Source organism: Oceanobacillus aidingensis (assembly GCF_042654105.1).
Classification (GTDB): Bacteria; Bacillota; Bacilli; order Bacillales; family Amphibacillaceae; genus Oceanobacillus; species Oceanobacillus oncorhynchi.
The window spans coordinates 1-21,533 of record NZ_JBHSFT010000020.1 but is presented as its reverse complement, the minus strand read 5'-3'; the positions used below and the strand labels follow the sequence as shown (position 1 = coordinate 21,533).

26 protein-coding genes and 1 riboswitch are annotated in these 21,533 nt (G+C 38.8%); of the genes, 15 read left to right on the top strand and 11 right to left on the bottom strand.

Going from position 1 to position 21,533, the window contains the following annotated elements; genetic code table 11:
* Positions 1-27 precede the first annotated feature (27 nt).
* The 3 genes from ACFO3P_RS13265 to ACFO3P_RS13255 all read left to right on the top strand — a co-directional run bounded on the left by ACFO3P_RS13265 (position 28) and on the right by ACFO3P_RS13255 (position 1,960).
* Positions 28-465: a DUF86 domain-containing protein gene (locus tag ACFO3P_RS13265; protein WP_042530636.1), complete on the top strand. Its 438-nt coding sequence runs from the start codon at positions 28-30 to the stop codon at positions 463-465.
* Positions 466-495: 30 nt separating this feature from the next.
* On the top strand, positions 496-1,131 hold the full coding sequence (locus tag ACFO3P_RS13260) for a helix-turn-helix transcriptional regulator (protein WP_193063660.1): 636 nt from the start codon (positions 496-498) through the stop codon (positions 1,129-1,131).
* Positions 1,132-1,192: 61 nt separating this feature from the next.
* Positions 1,193-1,960, top strand: a complete 768-nt coding sequence (locus tag ACFO3P_RS13255; RefSeq protein ID WP_193063661.1) for a TIGR01457 family HAD-type hydrolase — start codon at positions 1,193-1,195, stop codon at positions 1,958-1,960.
* Positions 1,961-2,030: 70 nt separating this feature from the next.
* Here ACFO3P_RS13255 and ACFO3P_RS13250 read toward each other — a convergent pair whose 3' ends face one another.
* On the bottom strand, positions 2,031-2,549 hold the full coding sequence (locus tag ACFO3P_RS13250; protein WP_042530643.1) for a phosphatidylglycerophosphatase A family protein: 519 nt from the start codon (positions 2,547-2,549) through the stop codon (positions 2,031-2,033).
* Positions 2,550-2,635: 86 nt separating this feature from the next.
* Between ACFO3P_RS13250 and ACFO3P_RS13245 the strand changes: the two genes are divergently transcribed.
* Positions 2,636-3,601 (top strand): hypothetical protein, encoded by a 966-nt coding sequence (locus tag ACFO3P_RS13245; RefSeq protein WP_193063662.1) that lies wholly within the window; start codon positions 2,636-2,638, stop codon positions 3,599-3,601.
* 43 nt (positions 3,602-3,644) lie between these two features.
* Positions 3,645-4,610 carry a 2-hydroxyacid dehydrogenase gene (locus ACFO3P_RS13240; protein ID WP_193063663.1) on the top strand — a complete coding sequence of 322 codons (966 nt, stop codon included), beginning with the start codon at positions 3,645-3,647 and terminating at the stop codon, positions 4,608-4,610.
* Between the two features lie 77 nt (positions 4,611-4,687).
* Here ACFO3P_RS13240 and ACFO3P_RS13235 read toward each other — a convergent pair whose 3' ends face one another.
* Positions 4,688-4,912, bottom strand: coding sequence for a NifU family protein (locus ACFO3P_RS13235; protein ID WP_040979025.1), 225 nt, complete (start codon positions 4,910-4,912; stop codon positions 4,688-4,690).
* Between the two features lie 178 nt (positions 4,913-5,090).
* Between ACFO3P_RS13235 and ACFO3P_RS13230 the strand changes: the two genes are divergently transcribed.
* The 3 genes from ACFO3P_RS13230 (at position 5,091) to ACFO3P_RS13220 (ending at position 6,727) form a co-directional block, all read left to right on the top strand.
* On the top strand, positions 5,091-5,417 hold the full coding sequence (locus ACFO3P_RS13230) for a YuzD family protein (protein WP_193063664.1): 327 nt from the start codon (positions 5,091-5,093) through the stop codon (positions 5,415-5,417).
* A gap of 20 nt (positions 5,418-5,437) precedes the next feature.
* Positions 5,438-6,292, top strand: a complete 855-nt coding sequence (dapF, locus tag ACFO3P_RS13225; RefSeq protein ID WP_193063665.1) for a diaminopimelate epimerase — start codon at positions 5,438-5,440, stop codon at positions 6,290-6,292.
* A gap of 78 nt (positions 6,293-6,370) precedes the next feature.
* Entirely contained in the window at positions 6,371-6,727 is a 357-nt protein-coding gene (locus ACFO3P_RS13220; RefSeq protein ID WP_193063666.1) for a HesB/IscA family protein, read from the top strand.
* A 217-nt stretch (positions 6,728-6,944) separates the two neighbouring features.
* On the opposite strand, the gene ACFO3P_RS13215 is transcribed toward ACFO3P_RS13220, so the two are convergent.
* Positions 6,945-7,928: an NAD(P)/FAD-dependent oxidoreductase gene (locus ACFO3P_RS13215; RefSeq protein WP_042530654.1), complete on the bottom strand. Its 984-nt coding sequence runs from the start codon at positions 7,926-7,928 to the stop codon at positions 6,945-6,947.
* Positions 7,929-8,229: 301 nt separating this feature from the next.
* On the opposite strand from ACFO3P_RS13215, the gene ACFO3P_RS13210 reads away from it, so the two are divergent.
* A complete protein-coding gene (locus tag ACFO3P_RS13210) occupies positions 8,230-9,438 on the top strand; it encodes an NAD(P)/FAD-dependent oxidoreductase (RefSeq protein WP_193063667.1) in 1,209 nt (402 codons plus the stop codon).
* 122 nt (positions 9,439-9,560) lie between these two features.
* Positions 9,561-9,872, top strand: coding sequence for a YuiB family protein (locus tag ACFO3P_RS13205; protein WP_042530659.1), 312 nt, complete (start codon positions 9,561-9,563; stop codon positions 9,870-9,872).
* Positions 9,873-9,945: 73 nt separating this feature from the next.
* On the opposite strand, the gene ACFO3P_RS13200 is transcribed toward ACFO3P_RS13205, so the two are convergent.
* Complete coding sequence (locus ACFO3P_RS13200; RefSeq protein WP_042530661.1) at positions 9,946-10,425, bottom strand: divergent PAP2 family protein; 480 nt, start codon at positions 10,423-10,425, stop codon at positions 9,946-9,948.
* A gap of 292 nt (positions 10,426-10,717) precedes the next feature.
* Positions 10,718-11,425: a purine-nucleoside phosphorylase gene (deoD, locus tag ACFO3P_RS13195; RefSeq protein ID WP_042530663.1), complete on the bottom strand. Its 708-nt coding sequence runs from the start codon at positions 11,423-11,425 to the stop codon at positions 10,718-10,720.
* 320 nt (positions 11,426-11,745) lie between these two features.
* Here deoD and ACFO3P_RS13190 point away from each other — a divergent pair, with 320 nt between their 5' ends.
* From ACFO3P_RS13190 to ACFO3P_RS13180, 3 genes are all read left to right on the top strand, one after another.
* Positions 11,746-12,009, top strand: a complete 264-nt coding sequence (locus tag ACFO3P_RS13190) for a phosphocarrier protein HPr (RefSeq protein WP_193063668.1) — start codon at positions 11,746-11,748, stop codon at positions 12,007-12,009.
* Between the two features lie 132 nt (positions 12,010-12,141).
* Positions 12,142-12,354 carry a hypothetical protein gene (locus ACFO3P_RS13185; RefSeq protein WP_042530667.1) on the top strand — a complete coding sequence of 71 codons (213 nt, stop codon included), beginning with the start codon at positions 12,142-12,144 and terminating at the stop codon, positions 12,352-12,354.
* Positions 12,355-12,464: 110 nt separating this feature from the next.
* Positions 12,465-13,034 (top strand): superoxide dismutase family protein, encoded by a 570-nt coding sequence (locus tag ACFO3P_RS13180; RefSeq protein WP_289584329.1) that lies wholly within the window; start codon positions 12,465-12,467, stop codon positions 13,032-13,034.
* 101 nt (positions 13,035-13,135) lie between these two features.
* Here ACFO3P_RS13180 and ACFO3P_RS13175 read toward each other — a convergent pair whose 3' ends face one another.
* The 5 genes from ACFO3P_RS13175 to ACFO3P_RS13155 all read right to left on the bottom strand — a co-directional run bounded on the left by ACFO3P_RS13175 (position 13,136) and on the right by ACFO3P_RS13155 (position 18,696).
* A complete protein-coding gene (locus ACFO3P_RS13175; protein ID WP_193065517.1) occupies positions 13,136-14,323 on the bottom strand; it encodes a MalY/PatB family protein in 1,188 nt (395 codons plus the stop codon).
* 319 nt (positions 14,324-14,642) lie between these two features.
* Entirely contained in the window at positions 14,643-15,989 is a 1,347-nt protein-coding gene (locus tag ACFO3P_RS13170; RefSeq protein WP_193065516.1) for a glucose-6-phosphate isomerase, read from the bottom strand.
* Positions 15,990-16,251: 262 nt separating this feature from the next.
* Complete coding sequence (yugI, locus tag ACFO3P_RS13165) at positions 16,252-16,620, bottom strand: S1 domain-containing post-transcriptional regulator GSP13 (RefSeq protein WP_193065515.1); 369 nt, start codon at positions 16,618-16,620, stop codon at positions 16,252-16,254.
* A 216-nt stretch (positions 16,621-16,836) separates the two neighbouring features.
* Positions 16,837-17,841 (bottom strand): potassium channel family protein, encoded by a 1,005-nt coding sequence (locus ACFO3P_RS13160; protein WP_042530675.1) that lies wholly within the window; start codon positions 17,839-17,841, stop codon positions 16,837-16,839.
* Between the two features lie 300 nt (positions 17,842-18,141).
* Entirely contained in the window at positions 18,142-18,696 is a 555-nt protein-coding gene (locus ACFO3P_RS13155; RefSeq protein WP_193065514.1) for a thioredoxin family protein, read from the bottom strand.
* A gap of 168 nt (positions 18,697-18,864) precedes the next feature.
* Between ACFO3P_RS13155 and ACFO3P_RS13150 the strand changes: the two genes are divergently transcribed.
* Together ACFO3P_RS13150 and ACFO3P_RS13145 are read left to right on the top strand one after the other, a co-directional pair.
* Positions 18,865-19,935, top strand: coding sequence for a M20/M25/M40 family metallo-hydrolase (locus ACFO3P_RS13150; RefSeq protein ID WP_042530679.1), 1,071 nt, complete (start codon positions 18,865-18,867; stop codon positions 19,933-19,935).
* A gap of 82 nt (positions 19,936-20,017) precedes the next feature.
* Positions 20,018-20,141: riboswitch (FMN riboswitch) on the top strand.
* A 217-nt stretch (positions 20,142-20,358) separates the two neighbouring features.
* Positions 20,359-20,940, top strand: a complete 582-nt coding sequence (locus ACFO3P_RS13145; protein ID WP_042530680.1) for an ECF transporter S component — start codon at positions 20,359-20,361, stop codon at positions 20,938-20,940.
* Positions 20,941-21,066: 126 nt separating this feature from the next.
* On the opposite strand, the gene ACFO3P_RS13140 is transcribed toward ACFO3P_RS13145, so the two are convergent.
* On the bottom strand, positions 21,067-21,420 hold the full coding sequence (locus ACFO3P_RS13140; RefSeq protein ID WP_042530682.1) for a TraR/DksA C4-type zinc finger protein: 354 nt from the start codon (positions 21,418-21,420) through the stop codon (positions 21,067-21,069).
* Between the last annotated feature and the right edge of the window lie 113 nt (positions 21,421-21,533).

Here is a 21,533-nt window from a genome sequence, read left to right as displayed (position 1 = left end):
AGTATAGACGTTTTTGGGGGAATCATAATGTATTTTGTAGATCAGGAAAAAATTAATCAGACATTGACATTTATGAATGAGATTTTAGATACGTTAAAGAATCATTCCTATCACAGCCCAGTAGAATATCTTGCGTTGGAGCGCATGGCGCATGTCTTTATCGAAGGTGTGCTGGATGTAGGAAATATGATGATAGACGGTTTTATTATGAGGGATCCGGGTAGTTACGAGGATATTATTGACATCTTAACAGATGAAAAAGTTATTCCTGCGGAGGAAGAAGCAGTATATAAAGCTCTGATTCATTGGCGTAAACCTTTAGTACATGAATATCAGGCAATCGATCATCAAAGTCTGGAGCAGTTTTTTGAAGAGCACGCAGAGGTATTTACCTATTTTTCAAAGCGGATTCATACATATCTGCAGAATGAACTAGGCGTAGCAAATGCTTTTTCAAATAAATAAAATGTATGTTTAAAAGGGGAGGGCAAGCGGATGGGGAAACGTGTCTCGACAAAGGATAAGGTTATCCAGGTATTGAAAGAGCAGGGTACGATAACGATGGATACACTGATGGCCCATTTTACTATCTCAGAAACAGCTGTCCGGAAGCAGATTCATACGCTTGTGCAAGAGGGATTTATTGAGGTGCAGCAGCATAAAAAAGAGATTGGACGGCCGTATCATACTTATCGTTTAACAGAGAAAAGTCAAGAAAGTTTCCCTAATCGCTATAAAGAACTCTCTTTAGACCTGCTCCATGATTTAGAAGCATTACAGGGAAAACAGCTAATCAGCGAGCTTTTAAAAAAACAGTCAACGAAGGAAAAAGAGCAATTAAAGAAGCTTTTAGATTCCTGTTCTACAACGGAAGAAAAAGTAGCTGCGTTAAAGGATTTTCAAAATCGGAGCGGCTATATGTTTCAAGCAGAAGATAAAGGTGCGCAAGGCTTTCAATTAAATAATTTTCATTGCCCTTTTTTAGAAGTGGCAAGGGATTATCCTGTGATGTGCAAGCATGAAAAAGAAATGTATGAAGCCTTGTTTCCGAATCAGGAAATTAAGACAAAAGCGCTGCTGGTTGATGGAGATAAATGCTGTCAATGGCGGATAGCTGCTAACTCAGAATAAACATCGGTCAGTCAAGCGTCTTAAAATAGGTATGATGTAATCGAGATAGAGAGGTAATAATGTGAAGAAATATAAAGGATATCTTATTGATTTAGACGGGACTGTTTACAGAGGGAATGAGGTTATTCCTGAAGCAATTCCTTTTGTAAAGCAATTAGCAGAAAAAAATATTCCTTATGTGTTTGTAACAAATAATTCTACAAAAAGCACCCGGGAAGTAGCTGAAAAGTTAAACGGATTAGGAATCCTGGCAAATCACAAACAGGTCGTTACCAGCAGCATGGCAACGGCGAAGTATCTGCAGGACCAATCCGTAAAAACCTGCTACTGTATCGGGCAGAGCGGTCTGAAGAATCCAATAAAAGAATATGGTATCCAATTAACGGACAGTACAGATGCGGATGCGGTTGTTGTAGGCCTGGACAAGGATATTACCTATGACAAGCTTGCTAAAGCATGCATAGCTATCCGCAAGGGTGCACAGTTTATTTCTACCAATCGGGATCACGCTATTCCAACTGAAGACGGTATGGGACCAGGCAACGGAGCTTTTACTGCTTTGATTCAGACAAGCACCCAGCAGGCGCCTGTATTTATTGGCAAGCCGGATACGGTTATCATGAAAGAGGCATTAGATGTACTCGGTTTGCGGAGAGAGGATGTTGTAATGGTTGGAGATAATTACCAGACAGATATCCAGTCGGGAATCCATGCCGGTGTAGATACGTTATTTGTTTCTACCGGGGTGACTTCCACAGAAGAGCTGGCAACCTTTGAAGAGCAGCCGACATATATCATAGAAAATTTATCAGAATGGACCTTTGAATAGCAAAAAAGCATTCATCCCCTATCTAATATGAGCATAGGGAGAATGAATGCTTTTTTGTGTCCAATGTTTTTTATCCGTCTAATTCTTCATGTTCATTTTCTGCATCTCCATGAGCCAGACGACTGGAGGCTGCAGCTGCGACAGCGCCGACGATATCATCTAAAAATGTGTGGATTTCGCCGCTGCTTTTATCATTCAGTTTTTCTAAGATACCGGGTTTTTGTTTATCGATATATCCAAAATTGGTCAAGCCGATGGAACCGTAGACATTGACAATAGACAAGGCAATGACTTCATCAATTCCATATAAGCCTTCATCAATCTGAATTGTTTCCTGAAGCGGCTCGCTTAATAGCTTTTTCTCCGCCAGCATATCTAATTCAATGCCTGTGATGACTGCATTTTGTACTTCTCTTTTCGTTAACACACGATTTACATTAAAACGGCAGGTATCCATCGTTAAATCGTTATGATATTTTGATTGCAGATAGTATACCAATTCTGCAATATCATCTATTTTGACACCACGTTCTTTTAAAAGCTGTCTTGCTCTTACTTCAAGTTCTGTTTTGCTTGTATACTTCGTCATTTAAAACACACCTTTTTTCGATTTAATATAATTGTATAGTCCTTTCCTTCATATAGTTAATATATACGATAAGGAGGAGTTTGTTGATGCCGATGTCAGAAATGCTCCGCAGTCAATACGCTATCCAGATAGAAGGGAAGCAATTCATCGAAGAGCGTGAGGGTTATCAAAAAGAGCGCTATCACTATTTTACCATTCCTGCGACAAACAAGGAAATGATATTGATGGAACAAGCCACTTTGGCCTATTTCTTAAGAGAAAACGGATTATACAATGTAGCTTATCCCATTCGGAATATCAACGGAGATTGGTTTACCAATTATGGCAATGAATTGTGGATGGTTCTTGTATTAGACGATGAGTCACAAATATCTCGTCAGGAAAGCCCTGGTAAAATGCTCGGTGATATTCACCGCATTGGGAGCAGTTTTCAGTATGAACCGAAGGCGATTTCAAGCTATGGGTTATGGAGAAAGCTTTGGGAAGAAAAGCTGACTTTTTTTGAGGAAGAATTAACAAGACAGGCAAAAGAAGAAGGAGCGAGTAATTATTTATCTGAAGTGATGGATATTTTACCATATATTGTAGGAATCAGCGAAAATGCTATTCAATATTTACGGGAAAGCGAAAAAGAGCAGCGCATCTTACAAACAGATCAGAGTACGGTTGCTTTTGCCAGATGGAATACATCTGAAAAGAAAATTGTTTGGACAGATGAACTCGTATATGACCATCCGACGCGTGATATTGCCGAGTATATCCGTTATGCTTTTTTACAAAATAAATCGGAGGCAGAAATTAATCAGTTTTTAAATGATTATCAAAACTATCAGCCGCTGTCTGTATTTGCGTGGAGACTTATCTTTGCCAGGCTGTTCTATCCGATCCATCTTTACGATTTTTTAGAGGGCGCTTTCCAGTACCCGAATTCTCAAGCGTTAGAGCAATTATTAAAGCATCAAGAGGTTTATGAGAGGAGACTGGCGAGGTTTTATGAAACGGTAGGTGTTGATGTTTCGGATTGGCAGATACCTATGATAAGCTGGTTATAAGCAAAAATTCATTATTTCATCGCAGGAAGGAGAATACTCGTATATGTCCAAGCCAAAGGTTTATATTACGCGCAAATTAGAGGAGAAATATGTAAAAGCTTATCAGGAACAGCTGGAAATCCGGATGTGGGAAAAAGAGGAGGAGCCTGTGCCAAGAGAGACGCTTTTGAAAGAGGCTGCTGATGCAAATGCCTTATTTGCCGTATTAAGTGATTCTATTGATGAAGAGCTTCTGTCTAAAGCTCCTCAATTGAAGGTGGTTGCGAATATGGCCGTCGGTTACGATAACATCGATTTGGAAGCATGTGAGAAGCATGATGTTATCGCAGCGAATACACCGGATGTTTTATCGGAAACGACCGCAGATTTAGGCTTTTCCTTATTGATGGCTGCTGCCAGACGAATTGTAGAAGCGGATGCGTGGGTGAAGGAGGATAAGTGGCAGGCGTGGGCGCCATTTTTCTTTGCCGGCTCAGATATTCACGCAAAAACTATCGGTATTGTAGGAATGGGGAGAATTGGAGAAGCAATAGCGAAACGTGCAGCAGGTTTTGATATGAATATCCAATATCATAACCGTTCCCGTAAAAAAGATGCAGAAGAACGATTGCAAGCAACGTATGTCAGCTTTGAAGAACTTTTGGAGACTTCTGATTTTGTTGTGACAGTAGTTCCGCATACGAAGGAAACGGATAAAATGTTTAACCGGGCCGCTTTTGAAAAAATGAAATCAAGTGCTATTTTTATTAATATCTCACGCGGAAAAGTAGTGGTTGAGGATGCACTTGTCCATGCACTTAAAACGGGAGAAATCCAAGCAGCAGGATTGGACGTCTTTGAAGAAGAGCCGATTAGAGCAGATCATCCGCTTGTTGGTTTAAATAATACCGTATGTCTTCCGCATATCGGGTCTGCCAGTGTAGAAACAAGAAAAAGAATGGTAGAGTTATGCATGGATAATATCCTGGCAGTCGTCAGCGGAGAAGAAGCAATTACACCAATTTCATAGAACAAAATTTGATTTTAAAAAAATAAAAAACGGAGCAGGGTTTTGATATTGCCAAAAGCCTCTCCGTTTATATTTAATTAAAATACTTGTTCTATTTCTGTTACGCCAGGAACCTCTGCCATCAATGCACGCTCAATTCCTGCTTTTAATGTAATGGTTGAACTAGGGCAATTGCCGCATGCTCCCATGAGACGAAGTAAAACAACGCCATCATCGTCAACGTCAACTAACTCTACGTCTCCGCCATCACGTAATAAGAATGGACGAAGCTTGCTTAATACTTCTTGTACTTGCTCTTCCACAGTCACCTACTCCTTTCCCACAAATCTATTATAACGCGGTTAAGCATAAAAATCTATTTGAAAATGATTTTCAATTAGCTGGTTAATTTTATTTTATCTTTTTACGCTTATTTTGTAAAATAATTAATATGGAGGACAGGCGAGAGGAAAGAGATATTTGGAAGGAGAGGGTGTTAACATGCCGGCAATAACGATAACTGTCTATGGAAGTGAACAAATCTGCGCAAGCTGTGTCGGAGCACCAGGTTCCAAAGATACGTATGAGTGGCTTCAGGCAGCAATAGGGAGGAAATATGCTTCTGACGGCGTTCAATATAATTATATCGATATCAATCAAACGCAACCAGACGCTGGTCAGCAAGCATATGTAGAGAAAATAATAGAAGAAGATCTTTTTTATCCAGTTGTATGGATTAATGATAAAATGGTAGCAGAAGGAATCCCGCGTTTAAAGCCAATTTATCAAGCATTGGAAGAACTGGGACTCGAAGAAATAGAAGGATGAACAGAAGAGGGGAAGAGAAGATGAAAATACCTTTTACGAAGATGCATGGGCTGGGAAATAATTATATCTATATTGATCTTTTTCAAACAGAGCTGCCAGAGAACCGGCTGTCTGAATTAGCTATCAACATGTCAAATCAGAATACGGGCATTGGTTCGGATGGAATGATTTTGATTCATCCGGCAGAAAAAGCAGATGTAGGTATGCGTATCTTTAATAAGGACGGTTCAGAGGGAATGAATTGCGGGAATGGATTGCGCTGTACAGCTAAATATGCTTATGAAACAGGAATTGTGGATAAAAAAGAATTTACGATACAGACAAAAGCTAATATTGTTCGAGCTACTGTGAAAGAGAATGACGAGCAGAAAGTCAACGAAGTAACCATTGATATGGGAGCTCCGATATTACAAAGAGAACAGATTCCGATGCTTGGAGAAGCAGGAACAACTGTTATAAATGAGCCGTTCGAGGTTGCAGATAAGACACTGCATGTCACTGCGGTTTCCATGGGAAATCCGCATGTGATAACGATGGTGGATGCGATTGATGACGCGCCGCTGACAACGCTGGGACCGGTTATTGAAAAGGATGAACGCTTCCCTGAAGGGGTTAATACAGAGTTTATTGAGGTTGTGTCGGATGAGGAAATACATTTCCGTGTCTGGGAACGCGGCTCCGGCGTGACAGAAGCATGCGGAACAGGAGCCTGTGCGGCTGTCGTTGCAGCAACGTTAAATAAAAAAGTAACCAAAGGTAAAAAGATTGTTGTTCATTTAGCCGGCGGAGATTTAATCATTGAATGGAGAAAAGATGATCATATCTGGATGACCGGCGGAGCAGAAACCATCGCAACGGGAATTTTTTATGCTTAAAATGAATTACTTGATTCTGACAAGTTCAGGTGTATACTAAACATATAGGATATACAAGGAAAAAAGGAGGTTCAGAAGATGATTATTGAACTGACTGATCGTGCAAGTGCACAGATTAAAGAAATGATGAGAGAGGAATCAGACCAGGCGATGCTTCGTTTTGGCGTGAAAGGCGGCGGCTGCAGCGGCTTATCCTACTCCTTAGGTTTTGCTGATGAAGTAAATGAGGAATTGGATATTATTGAAACCATTAACGGTATTCCAATCGTCTTTTTTAACCAGGATATTCCAATTATTGAAGGTACCAAGATAGATTATAAAGAAAACATGATGGGCGGCGGGTTCAGCATTGATAATCCGAACGCAATTATTTCCTGCGGATGCGGCTCTTCCTTCCGCACTGCACAAAATGCCGGTGCACCTGGCGATTGTTAATAAAGAAAGATTGGCAGAGAAATACTGCCAATCTTTCTTTTAAATCTTTTATCTAAATTTCTACTAAAAACATCTCCAAGATCCTCAAACTAAACAATGTGGTGTTCAAGCTCTTTTATCCCCAGGATTTAATGAAGTGAACTGTATAAAAAAAGAAAATCGTCTGAAGCAGAGAAAATTCTCATTCAAACGATTTTTCCATCATGTATTCCCCTTTTTAAAACATTGCTGTTGAGTGTTTCGGTTGAATTCTTGCTTTGGGATCGATGTAATTTTTAGCATTATTGATTGCTGTCGGCCCTTCACCAAATCCTGTTGCAATCAATTTAACTTTTCCGTCATACGTACAAATATCTCCAGCGGCGTATATACCAGGAATATTTGTCTCCATTTTAGAATTTACAACGATACTATTTTTTTCAATTTCTAATCCCCAGTTTTTAATTGGCCCGAGACTGGAGATGAATCCATAGTTACAAATAACATCATCGACTTCTAATTCAATCAATTCTTCTTCTTTTATCTTTTGTAAAATAAGCTTTTCAATCTTCTTATTTGCTACAATGGCTGTTGGAGCATATGGCGTCAGCTTTTCTACAGCAGAGGCCTCTAATTGCTCTACACTATGCTCATGAGCTCGGAATTGGTCTCTGCGATGAATCAATGTCACTTTAGAAGCAACTTTTTCAAGCATCAAGGCCCAGTCTACAGCTGAATCTCCGCCACCTAGAATAGCAACATGCTTGTCCTTGTATTTATTCATATCCGTCACATAATAGTGTAAGTTCGTATTTTCGTAGGCTTCGCTGTCTCCTACGTTTAATCTTCTAGGCTGAAAAGCCCCATTGCCGGCCGTGATAATCATTGTTTTTGTCAAATGAACTTCCCCGGTGTTTGACACAAGACGAAAGCTGTCATCTTCTAATCGTTCCACTGTCTCAATGGCTTGTCCAAGTACAATTTCAGGATCGAATAAATTGGCTTGTTCTTCCAGCTGGTCAACAAGCTCCTGCGCACGGACTTTTGGAAATCCTGCAACATCGTATATATATTTCTCTGGATATAGTGCTGTTAACTGTCCTCCAATATGAGGCAGGCTTTCAATTATCTTAACACTAGCTTGACGCATGCCGCCGTAAAAGGCTGTGAATAAGCCAGTGGGTCCAGCTCCAATGATTGTTACATCAAAAACTTTCTCCATACAATACCTCTTTTCTTTCTAGACGTTTACCTATCCTATGGTATCACAAACTTGTTTTAGTTTGAATTATATCGTTTCAAAAGGGAAGAAATTTTCATTTAGATAGTAGCATGTCTAAATGCTTTCTTCATAGGTATAGATAAAAAAGAGGTTTTAAAGCTTGCTATTTTTGATTAAAGCATTTAAGATAAGTTAGTATTATTACAGTTTGATTACAAAACGAAGTTATTTATATGACAAAATGCGTTTTGTTTCGCATTTTAGTGATAAATTACAAAATTAATAGGAGTAGTGAAAAACCATGATTAAACCGCATATTGTAATATTAGGGGCGGGTTATGGAGGTATAATGACGGCAGTTAAGCTTCAGAAACAGCTTGGAAAGAATGAAGCAGAGATAACGCTGGTTCATAAATATGACTATCATTTTCAAGCAAGCTGTCTGCATGAAAATGCTGCTGGTACACGGCATCAAGATCGCTCCAAAATAAAAATCAAAGAAATTATTAATCGTTCTAAAATAAATTTTATTATAGATGAAGTTGTTTCTATCAAAAGAAATTCTAAAAAAATCAAGCTTAAAAATAAGGAATTACACTATGATTTACTTGTTATCGGTCTTGGCTTTGAGCCGAGGGCTGAAGGAATTCCGGGACTGGATGAACATGCTTATTCTATCACGGATATCAACAGCGCCCGTTTTGTCCGTGAGCATATCGAATATAATTTTGCCAGTTATGCGAATGCTGAAAAGAAGGATGAGAGCAAGTTAAGTATTGTTATTGGCGGCGGTGGAATTCTAGGTGTTGAATTTGCAGGGGAACTGATTAATCAAATACCAGAGATATGCAGAGAATTTGACATTGAGAAAACGCAGGTGCATATTTCCATACTGGAGGAAAGTAAATCTCTTCTGCCAGGGTTCGATGAGAAACTGGCACATTACGCAGCTACGTCTCTACAATCCAGAGGAGTAGAGATTATCCATCAAGCTAAACTGAAGGAATGTCAGGATAATAAAATTATTTATGAAACAGAAGGGAAAAATCATAAAATTTGTACACATACATTTATTTGGACTGGCGGGGTACAGGCCAATCCTGCATTTGAAAAAGCCGGACTGGCTTTGAAAAATAAAAAAATTGAAGTGGATCCCAATATGCTTTCTACAAAAGATGATTCCATATTTGTCGTTGGAGAATGTGCATATACAGCAGATGAACATGGGGAGGAAGTCCTTCCAACTGCAAAAAAAGCTATCGAGGAAGCCGCTGTAGTCGCAAAAAATGTTTCTTCCAGGTTACGGAATAAAGAACTTACTGCTTGTCAGCCGGTTAAACAAGGAATGCTCGCCACTTTAGGTCAAGAAGACGGAGTGGCGGTCATAAAGAATCGAAAGGTGTTTGGGTGGCGAGCTGTATTAGTCAAACGAATTTACGATAATCATTATTTATTTCAATTAGGCGGATGGCAATTATTACTGAAAAAAGGAAACTTTCATTTATTATAAATAATAATAGATAGAAATATAGTGACAAAAAAGCAAAGGTTGGCAGATGCTGCTTTGCTTTTTTGTCATTTTAAGATAAAATGTGCTTTGTATGCATCCTTAGAAAGGACGGAGGGAAGAGAATGGTTCAACTTGTTGTTTCTGTTGTATTATATTTTGTTATCTTTTTTGGAATTGCATTTATATTAAATATGTTATTAAGAAAAACATGGCTGATGGCGTGCTTATATCCGATTCTAATGATTTTTATTATAGATAATGTTTCTTTTTTCAGCTATTTCACAAGTCCGGGGGAATCTTTTTCGGCGCTTGGAGAACGAATTGTTGCTTTAACAATTGCTGATATTGTGATTTTATTATCTGGTTTTATTGGAACGATTGTATCTGGTTTGGTTATCCGGTTTTTAAGGAAAAGCGGCTATCAAATGTTTTAACAGAGAAATGGGATTACATAAAAGAAAAGACCAATGCTCCCAGCAGGAGCATTGGTCTTTTGGTTCTTATGGATTAATAAGAAAAAAACGGTGCAAGAGAAAAGGCAATAATAATTCCTGTGATGGCGCCAAAAAATACTTCAATCGGCTGGTGCCCGAGTAATTCTTTCAGTTCTTGTATTTTTTCATTTTCTTTCTTTTTGCTCCAGTCTTTGGCGCTGGAGGTAATCAATTGAAAATCACGGACGAGCTGATTAATCACAATTGCCTGTTCACCAGCCTGCCTGCGGACCCCGGAAGCATCAAACATGGTAATGACACTGAATATACAAGCAAGCGCAAATACACTTGATGATACACCTTCTGCAATGCCGACAGCAGTAGCTAACGATGTCACTGCTGCAGAATGGCTGCTGGGCATTCCCCCTGTACTGAAAGCAAGTCCAGGCTGAAATTCTTTGGTGAAAATCAGTTTAATTGGTATCTTTATAACTTGAGCGAACACAATCGCAATGAGTGCAGCCCATAATGGGAAATTCGTTAATAAAGTCATGGATGAGGGAACTTCCTTCCTAAGTAACGCATCAATTTTTGGCAGTTAAAAAAGTATATACTTTCTTACTGCATAAGTGTAGCTAAGGTTGTCACCTACAGGCTTGGTGACAATCAAGTTTTCTAAATATTTTACCATAGTTTGTACCGGAATAAAAGGAAGGCTCAGGTGCTATCAGGAATATGCGGTTTTGCAGATTAGAAAAGTGTATTCCTGGAAGTGCTTGAGCCTTCTCTGTAATAATTTATCACGGAGAATCGTCTGTGAAACTCCCGCTGAATGAAGTTTCGTTTTATTGAATAATCGTGTCTAATGCTATTTCCATCATTTCATGGAATGTGGTTTGACGCTCTTCTGCTGTTGTTTCTTCGCCGGTGATGATATGATCAGAAACAGTAAGAATGGATAATGCCTGACGTCCGTATTTCGCAGCCAGGGTATATAATGCAGTAGATTCCATTTCAATGGCAAGCACTTGATATTTGGCAAGTAATTCATTTACTTCTTTGGCATTATCACGATAGAAGGTATCGCTTGTAAATACATTTCCGACACGGAGCTGTAATCCTTTTTCTGTTCCGGCATCATAAGCATTTTTTAATAATTCAAAGTCAGAAATTGGCGCATAATCAATGCCGTTAAAAATAAGCTGATTTATTTGCGAGTCTGTTGTGGCTCCCTGTGCCAGGATTACATCACGGACCTTGACATCTTTTTGAATTGCACCGCATGTGCCGACGCGAATCAGTTTTTTGACATCATAACTTTGAATCAGCTCATTCACATAGATGGAGATAGAAGGGACACCCATGCCGGTTCCCTGTACAGAAACACGCTCTCCTTTGTAAGTGCCGGTATACCCGTACATGCCTCTGACTTCATTATATAATACAGCATCCTCTAAATAATTTTCTGCGATGTATTTTGCCCGCAACGGATCGCCCGGCAATAAGATTTTATCTGCTATTTCTCCCTGCTTTGCTCCGATATGTACACTCATTTTCATATCCCTCCATTATTAGTTTCCGTCTTTAAATTAAAGGTATCATAAAGATTTTTGAAAAACAAATGAATCCATTTTCAAAATAAAAAGCAGAAAAATTCAAAGATTGGAACACAAAGCTGTGTATGTATAGTTGTTTCTAAACTAAGTGTGAATTCAAAATGAAAGCGTATCCGATTCTTTATTTCATAAAAAAAGCAGTTATGTATTTCATATTTCGTGATTTTTGTATATAATAGAACATAGGTTTATGTGAATTAATTAATTTGGTACATAAACGATACAGGTTTTCAAAAAAAGAAAGGATGTTGTATATAATGAAATCGCAAACTTTTACAATCACTGCAGAAACTGGAGTACACGCACGTCCGGCTACTTTGTTAGTAAATAAAGCTGGTCAATTTGATTCAGAAATTGAAGTGAGCTACAAAGGTAAAAATGTTAACCTTAAATCCATCATGGGTGTAATGTCTTTAGGAATTCCAAAAGGTGCTGAAATTGAAGTAAGAGCAGACGGAAAAGACGAAGCGGATGCTTTAAACGGTATCGCTGACGTAATTAAAGAACATTTAGGTGAATAATTTTACATGATGCATAAAAGCGTCCTGATTTCAGGGCGCTTTTATGTATATACATATGGTTTTCAAAAATGCTCATATTTACATGCATCGAATATTTGATATAATTGTCTTCAGAAAGGTGTGAATAGCTTTATGATGCCATTTCTTTATTTCCCGGAAGATAAAATGGAGTATATTCCTGCAGTGATATCACTAATTATTTTTATCGCATTGGCCGTCACAGTGATGCGGTGGATGATGAAAAAGTCGAAAAAAGATCAGGAACGTTTTGAGCAGGAGTACCAGGATGTTTTACAGCAAACGCAAAAAAATAATAATGTGACAAATACCTCCTCTAATCAATAAGATTTGAGGAGTTTTTTGATTAAAAATTACTTCTTTGCCTAAACTATAAAAAAAGGTAAAGGAGCTTATCGATGCGACGACGGAATAAAAAGTTATGGATGCTCTCTCTAATGATGTTATTTTTTTTATCAGGATGCTTGCTGCCGCATGAAAACTCAGAAACGCTGGAGATGTATAATGCGGATGGAGATCGTGTAGGAACAGCCAGATTAAATGAAACCGATGGCAGTGTTTCTGTAAATGTGGAAGTAGAAGGTTTAAGTCCTGGTTTTCATGCAATACATGTTCATGAATACGGAAAATGTGAGGAGCCTGATTTTTCTTCCAGCGGAAATCATTTTAACCCGGATGGGAAAGACCATGGTCTGATGCAAACAGATGGACCGCACGTCGGTGATCTCCCGAATATTGAAGCAGATGCGGACGGGGCTGTTCAAGAAGAGCTGATTATTAATGAGGCAACATTAAAAAAAGGAAAAAATAGCCTGACGGCAGATAACGGAACTTCTTTAATTATTCATGATGGGGTAGATGATGGGATGAGCCAGCCGGCAGGTAATTCAGGAGACCGTATCGTTTGCGGAGTAATCAGCGGAGATTCTCAAAGCGGGGAAGAGCAGGACGCACCGACTGATCCGACGGAAAATAATGATAAACAGAAAAACGAAGAAAACGGCTAAAGATGTAATTGCATTTGGCTGTGAAATATAATAATGTCTGATTTCATGATAATAAAAACTGCATTCTCCCAAGGATGAATGCAGTTTTTACTCTTTTCTAATTAATTAGTAGATGCTCTCCATGCCTCGACTGCATGAATAATTCGTTGTACGCCTTCTTCAATGGTTGCCCGGGGGCATGCAACATTAATACGCATAAAAGCGTCCCCTTCATCTCCATAGTCCTGACCAGGATTTAAGCCGACTCGTCCTTTATCAATCATGAATCGGTTTAATTCTTTTTTATCCATATTCAGCTGGGAGCAATCTACCCAGACAAGGTAGGTTCCTTCCGACTTGATTACTTTTAGTTCAGGTGCATGAGCGGCAAACATTTCTTTAATATATGCTGTATGGCTTTCAACAACTTCGAGCAGTTCTTCCAGCCAAGGCCCGCCATGACGGTAGGCTGCTTCCATAGCTGTAATAGCCATTCCGTTTAAAGAGTTATTTAAACCTTGACGGAGAAATGCTTTTTCTAATTTTTGTTTGTTTTGCTTGTTTGGCGTCACGGCATAGGAAGCTTGCAAGCCTGCTAAATTAAAAGTTTTAGAGGGAGCCATGCAAGTAATGGTTTTATCAGCAATTTCTTCTGATAAACTGGCAATTGGCAGATGTTTATGTCCTTTGAAAACTAAATCAGCATGAATTTCATCAGAGAAAATCATCGCATCATATTGTAAACACAGCTCTGCCATTTTTCGAAGCTCTTCCTCTGTCCAGACACGCCCTACCGGATTATGAGGTGAACATAAAATAAATGCCTTCACACCGCTTGCTAGTTTCTTTTCCATATCCTCAAAATCTATGGTGTAATAGTCATCTTGTTGAATTAATGGATTCTTTACAACCTCACGGTCCAACACCTTTATAATATTATAAAAGGGTGTGTACACAGGTGTTTGAATCATAATCTTATCGCCGGGTTCAGTGAATGCCTGCAATGCCATATGTAGCGTATTGATCACGCCAGGACTGTAGTTAAGCCAGTCCGCTTGGATATCCCATCCGTGCCGGTTTTTAACCCAATCTGTAATAGAAGATGTGACATCTTCATCGATTACTGTATATCCGTAAATTCCGTGCTCTGCACGTTTAATAAGCGCCTGATTCACAGCTTCCGGGGCTTTAAAGTCCATATCTGCTACCCACATTGGGATAACATCTTCCGACTGGAATCTTTTTTGAAGCATATCCCATTTCATTGATTTGGTTTGCTTACGGTCATGTACCTCTTCAAAAATACTCATTCTTCGTTTGCCTCCTTACATGATTTCATTTTTCTATTATAACAAAGATTCCTCAGAAAGATAGAAAGCTGACCAGAAACTTGCAGTTATTCATTTTAGGACAAAAAAAAGCAAAGCGTGAATACGCTCTGCCTACAGGGGGAATACGAGAAAGCCTTACAATTATAGTAATACCCGCTGTTAATAAAAATAAACCAAAAACTTTTAAAAAAGTTTATTAAATTTATTTTTATTAAAGATTGCTTATTTAACGGTGCTCACAAATGCAGAAAACCTTTCTTTTATGGATTCTCTCCATAAAAGAAAGGTTTTCTATTTTTTACAATCTCTTCTCAAGTTCTTCTTTTTCTGCTTCAAAACCAGCTTTACCAAGCAGGGCAAACATATTTTTCTTATATGCTTCTACACCAGGCTGATCGAATGGATTAACACCAAGCAGATACCCGCTGACAGCACATGCTTTTTCAAAGAAGTATACTAAATAGCCGAAAGTATATGCATCCAGTTTTGGAACCTCGATAATCAGGTTTGGAACATCACCATCTGTATGTGCTAATAAGGTTCCTTGGAATGCTTTATCGTTAATTTCATGAATACTTTTGCCAGCCAGATAATTTAAGCCATCCAAATCATTTTCTTCTTCTTCTACCTTCAAATTCTTCTTAGGCTCATTCACATGAAGGATGGTTTCGAAAATATTTCTTCTTCCTTCTTGGATATATTGTCCAAGGGAGTGTAAGTCTGTAGAGAAGTTGGCAGATGACGGGTAGATACCTTTTTGATCTTTCCCTTCACTTTCACCAAACAGCTGTTTCCACCATTCAGAAAAATATTGAAGCGCCGGCTCATAATTAATGAGCAACTCAGTTACTTTTCCTTTTTGATACAGAATGTTACGCACGGTTGCATATTGATATGCCGGGTTGCGATAGACGTCAGGAACAGCCAGGTCTTCCATGGCAGTTTGTGCCCCTTTCATCATAGCATCTATATCAATGTTGCTTGCTGCAATCGGTAATAGACCTACTGCAGTTAATACAGAATAACGTCCGCCGACATCATCAGGAATAACGAATGTTTCATAACCGTTTTCATCAGCTGTAGTTTTTAATGCGCCGCGTTTGCGGTCGGTTGTTGCATAGATACGTTTTTTAGCCTCTTCTTGACCATATTTTTCTTCCAGCAGCTTTTTAAAGATACGGAAAGCAATGGCAGGCTCTGTAGTTGTTCCACTTTTAGAAATAACATTAATAGAGAAATCTTTATCTTTCAGTATATCTGTCAGTTCACTCATATAAGTAGAGCTTAGGTGGTGGCCAACAAAAATAAGTTGAGGTGCTTTTCGCTCTTCTGAGGAAAGCAGATTTTGGAAGGAGTGGTTGAGCATTTCTAACGCTGCTTTCGCTCCAAGATAAGAACCGCCGATACCGATAACAAGCAGGATATCAGAGTCATTTTTAATTTTTTCTGCACTTTTCTTGATGCGTGCATATTCTTCCTGATCATAGTTTTTAGGTAGATCCACCCAGCCTAAAAAGTCATTACCTGCACCAATTTTTTCATGAATCATCTGGTGCGCACGCAATACAAATGGAGACAAGTTTTTAATCTCTTCTTTGCCAAAAAATGAAAGTGCTTTATCATATTTAAACGTAACATGTGTCATTTAGATTTCCCCCTTAAAAATTGATTCCATATCTTATTCTACTTTAATCTATTAATGTGATGAAATCAAGGCTAAGGGTCTGAAAGGGGGGGTGCCCAAAAGGAAAATAACGTTCTGGAAAAAAGGTTGAAAATAACGGGATGTTCTTAAAAAAGAGGATAATAATAGGCTGTTTAGAAGAGAAACAAAGTCCGAAGAACAGAGGTAACAGAATATGAAAATCACCCAAGAGCGATAACGCTCTTGGGTGACGATTTTTGTCTTACTTATTCTGTGTCTGGTCAATCCAGTCCTGTAATTTGTCCTTCAGAATATTAAAACCGCTTGAGTCATTATTAGAATCATAATTGTTTGCGGTATTCTCTTGTTTCACCGTCTCTTTTGGTGCTTCCTCGGTAGCGCGGATAGATAAAGAAATTTTTCCTTTTTCTTCATCAATTTGAATGACTTTCACATTAACTGTATCACCGACATTCAAGTGTTCATTAATATCTTTTACATATCCGTGCATGATTTCAGAAATATGAACTAACCCCTGGGTGTCTCCATCAATTGCAACAAATGCACCATAAGGCTGGATACCAGTTACTTTTCCTTCTATTACTTGACCAATTTCTAAGTTTGCAGTCACATTAAACATCTCCTATATCTTTTTATACCTTTTATAAGCTATCCAAAGCGGATGGAAAAAGAAAAACCAGATTTTGGTGAGGTTTTTATCAATTTTTGCTGAGAATCAGCTGATTAAAACCGTTATCTTTTTCTGCATCTTTTGAACACGTACTTTTTCAACAATAAAACAGTATATCACAATCTATAGGAAATGGCTAATCTAACAATTATGCTTTCAATGCTGCCGTTTGCTGAGACAGATAAGGGTATCTTTTTCTTCAAGTATATATGTTGTCTCCGGATGAAGGATATAGTCTTTTTCACGAATAATGCCAATTACTAGAATCTCTTTTTCCAAGAAAGAAGTGACTGCTTCTGTATAGGTTCTTCCTGTTAAAGAAGAAGGTACAGCTCGATGAACAAATTTTTGCTGGGTGAGAAGGTGATAAATATCTTCAAACGGTGTCGATTGCACCTCGGGATCCAATTCATGAAAAAACAGGCTGCTCATAAAATCATTTGATCGGATAATCGTTGTTGCTCCTGCACGGGCAGCATTATCAATCTGCTTCTTGGAGAGAATTTCGGAAACGATAGGGATATCAGGGTTATTTCCGCGAACAGCAATCGTAGTCAGTATAGTATGTGTATCCGATTCATAATCTGATTTTTGATTATCTGCAGCAATAAAAACACAGGATGCTGCTTTGATATTGGCCATATGCAGGATGGCATCTTCTGTTGCATTGCCTTTAATGTAATGGACTGGCAATTTGGTGTAAGAGAGGTTATTCAATGTCCGGTCAATGATAACGATTTTCTTATTGTAGTAATATTCGATGATTAAATGGACAAGCTGACGGGTCCGTTCATTAAAACCGATAAAGACATAATGGTCTGTTCCATGAAAAGCGAGCTTTCCTTCCTGTGATTTTTTTTCACGTTTAATAACGGTCGTAGATAAGGATGCAATATAGAATGCAATTAACCCCCCGCCGCTTAAAATTAAAAATGCAGCAAGTAATCTCCCGATTAATGTTGCCGGCACATAATCTCCATAGCCGACAGTCGCCCCGGTGACAAGCGCCCACCAAATACCATCTGTTAATGAAGGGAAGGTTTCCGGTTCAATTAAATAAATAAGGTATCCAAAGAACGGCATCGCGATCAGTACAAGCAGCAGGAGTTTCAGGATATTGGGTATACGGTAATAAAGCAGTCTGAAAAAACGTACGTTCATCGGGAGCCCTCCAATCTATATCGGTTAGTATGTGCAGAGAGCAGGGGTCATTATTCGTTTTCTTTTGCAGCTGCCTTGCATGCCCAGGGGGAGTGTTTTTGTCTGGAGCATTTATGAAAAAGAGGAGAGCAGATGTCCGCTCCGGGAAGTCGCTTTCCGAAGCAACACTTCAGTCTCTTCGGAAGAAAACCGCTTCCTGATCAGGTCTACCTGTTGCTTTTCCCGCAGGAGTAGACAATATCCGCTCCCATCTTTAAAAAAACATCCATTACACAGGTGAATGGATGCTTTTAGAAAATATTATATTGCTTTCAACGTTTCTTTCATACTTTCATAAACAATGGACCAATTATCTTGGTCGTCCCGATAAGATTTGGAGATAAAACGATGCATTTGTTTTTGTTTTTCCTCAAAGTCATCGGCATCCTTAGAAGGAAGCTGCGCACGTGCTTCATCTATATAAGCTTGAATTTTAGACGCCCTCGGTCCCCATTTGCCAGCCTCATTTCCTTCTGAATCAATAAAAATGATAATCGGAATTGATCTTGCTGTTCCGTTTGTCAAGTATTGATCCATTAATTCAAGATTATCGTCCCGAAGCAAAGCTTTAACAGGCATATTGACAGCCTCTGAAATTTTAAGAAGAATCGGCATATTTAACATCGCGTCGCCACACCAATCTTCTGTAAGAATAATGGCTCTTAAGTTCTTATTTTTAACTTCTTCAAAAAAGGCTTCATCAGCTGGTAATGAAAAATTATCATAGATGTATAATAAATCCTCTTTATTTACTTCCATTGCTTCAATGTATTCATCTGGATCAAGTCCTTTGTCATACCATTCGTTTAATGACATCTATATCCCTCATTTCAATTATTTGATATAGTAAGTGTACCTTCTTCTGTAAATTTGGTAAACAGTTGTTACTTAATTATGGAGAGGTTCTGTAAATCTTCCTCCTTCAAATGAAGCGTGAATGGTAAATCACTTTAGATGGAAGAATAGGTGATAGGAGGCTATAAAATGGCAGATAAACAATATGATTTTTTAATGGATTTACTTCATACCCCGTCTCCATCAAGTATGGAAATGGAAATTCAAAAGAAATGGATCCACTATGTTAAGGAGTTTGCGGATGAAATCAGAACAGATCATGTCGGCAATGCAATTGCAGTATTGAATCCGGCTGCTCCATTTAAAGTACTTTTAGCAGGTCATTGTGATGAAATTGGCTTAATGATTCAACGCATCGATGAGCGAGGCTTTTTATTTTTTGAAAAAATGGGTGGCGTCAATCCAAAAGCAGCTGTAGGGATGCGGGTAACGGTGCTGGGCTATCAGGAAACCTTTACAGGTGTTGTTGGGGTAAATGCGCAGCATCTCGGCGGAATAAAGGGTGATTTTGATGTACAGGACTTATACATTGATTGCGGCTTTCAATCAAAGGGAGAAGCGCTCAGGAAGGTGCAGGTTGGCGATCTCTGTGTGTTCAAAACGGAGCCGGAAATATTACAGGACCGTTATATTTCAGCGAGAGGATTGGATAATCGTACCGGAGCTTTTATGGTTGCGGAGGTAATTCGCAGGCTCTCTGAAAAAGGTTTGTCCATTGGTGTTTATGGCGCAAGTACGGTCAATGAAGAAACAAATATGGGAGGGGCGTATTTTGCCGCTGCTGGTATAGAGCCGGATTTTGCCATCGCTATGGATGTAACCTTTGCAACGGACCACCCTAATGTGAATACGAAAAAGCAAGTGGAAGTTGAGTTAGAAGGCGGTCCGGTTTTAGCTAAAGGCGCTCCAATTCACCGTAAAATCAATCAGTGGCTGAAAAAAGCAGCGAAGGAAAAAGACATACCTTTACAATATGAGTTAACACCTAAGGCGACAAGTACAGATGCAGATAAAATGCGCTATACAGGCAAAGGTGTGCCAGTAGCGCTGGTGTCCCTGCCGCTCAGGTATATGCATTCACCTGTAGAAACAGTAAGTAAAAAAGATATGGAAATGGAAATTGAATTATTAGTAACGATGCTTGAAAATATGACAGGAAAAGAAAATTTAAACCCATTATATGATGAGAAAAATGGATAATGTGAAGATATATTGAATTAAAAATTTTTCTCTTGTCAAATGCGTTTTATATGGTATACTATACCTAAATTAAATATTCGATTCCAATCTTCGGGGCAGGGTGTAATTCCCGACCGGCGGAAATAGTCCGCGAACTGTATAACGTTACAGTTGATCTGGTGAAATTCCAGAACCGACAGTGATAGTCTGGATGGGAGAAGATGTCGAGCTTATTTTATTCACTATACGTGTATGTTTTTGCGTATTTATTTAGCGATGACACAGAACCCTAAAGCCTCAAAAGCTTTAGGGTTTTTTTAGCGGGATAGGCATGATAATGTTTAGTAAAGAGATACCGCTTTTCTGGGTTATACACAAAATAAAGAATAGCATCGAACCTTCATCACGAGTTGGAATCGGAAAAATGATGGAGGAGGCAGACTGATGCAAAAAAAGAAGAAAAATCAGCTGTTAAAGTTAATTATTATAGCATTATTAAGTACTATTTCACTCGTGTTATTTTTTATCAATTTTCCGTTGCCATTTTTACCAACACCATATTTAAAGGTCGATTTCAGTGATGTTCCAGCGTTAATCGCATCGTTGATATTCTCACCGTTGGCCGGAGTGCTTGTCGTAGGATTTAAAAACTTGTTATATCTGGCTGTATCTGGTTCTGGAGAGCCGATTGGCGTGTTATCTAATTTTGTGGCAGGGGTTATGATTGTATTGCCAGTATCACTCATTTATCATCGGGTCAAAGGCTTAAAAGGTCTTATTACAGGGCTTGCAGCGGGTACCGTTATCATGGCGGTTGGCATGAGCGTACTCAACTATTACTTCATTTTACCGGCGTACGGCTGGTTTATGGGCTGGGAAATGTCTGAGCAAGTGAAGTGGGTTACCGTTATCGGCGGGGTGCTTCCGTTCAATTTTATTAAAGGAATTATTATCGCGATTTTGTTTATCCCGTTATTTAATAGAATGCAAAGCTGGATTCAGCAGCAGCGGACCAGATTTATATAAAGTGAAATTCCTTCAGCCGGGAGCTGTAAAGAAACTTTCCGCTGAAGGTTACATGCAAAAAAAAAGCAGAGACTTGGATAAAATAAGTCTCTGCTTGTTTGTTATTCTGTTTTTAGTCCCAGATAATTATTCTGTGTCGGAAGCTTCTTCCACAAGAATGCTTGCAGTAGGCAATACCTCAAGTCTTTCTTTAGGGATGGGTTTTCCGGATTTTTCACTGATTCCGTATGTGCCATCTTCTATTCTTTGTAACGCATCGTCAATTTCTGTAATCTCTTCTTTTCGCATTAGATTGAACCCGGCCTCCCGCTGCTGTTCAAACTGCTCTGTTCCTAAATCTGCCGGATGATTATTGACGGAAGCAAGTTCATCATCTTGATTATTATCTGTTTCTATATGGGCTTCCGCTTCCTCTTTCATGTCTAAAAGCCTTTTTTTAAAATAAGTGATATCTTCTTTAGTTAAATGTTCCGCTTGCATGATTACCATCCTCCCTCAATATACTTTCATTTTCTTAAAATATCGCTGTTTTTCTCTAATTTTCATTGATTAATATTAAAAACATTAGGTAAGTCAAGGAATATACCTCCATT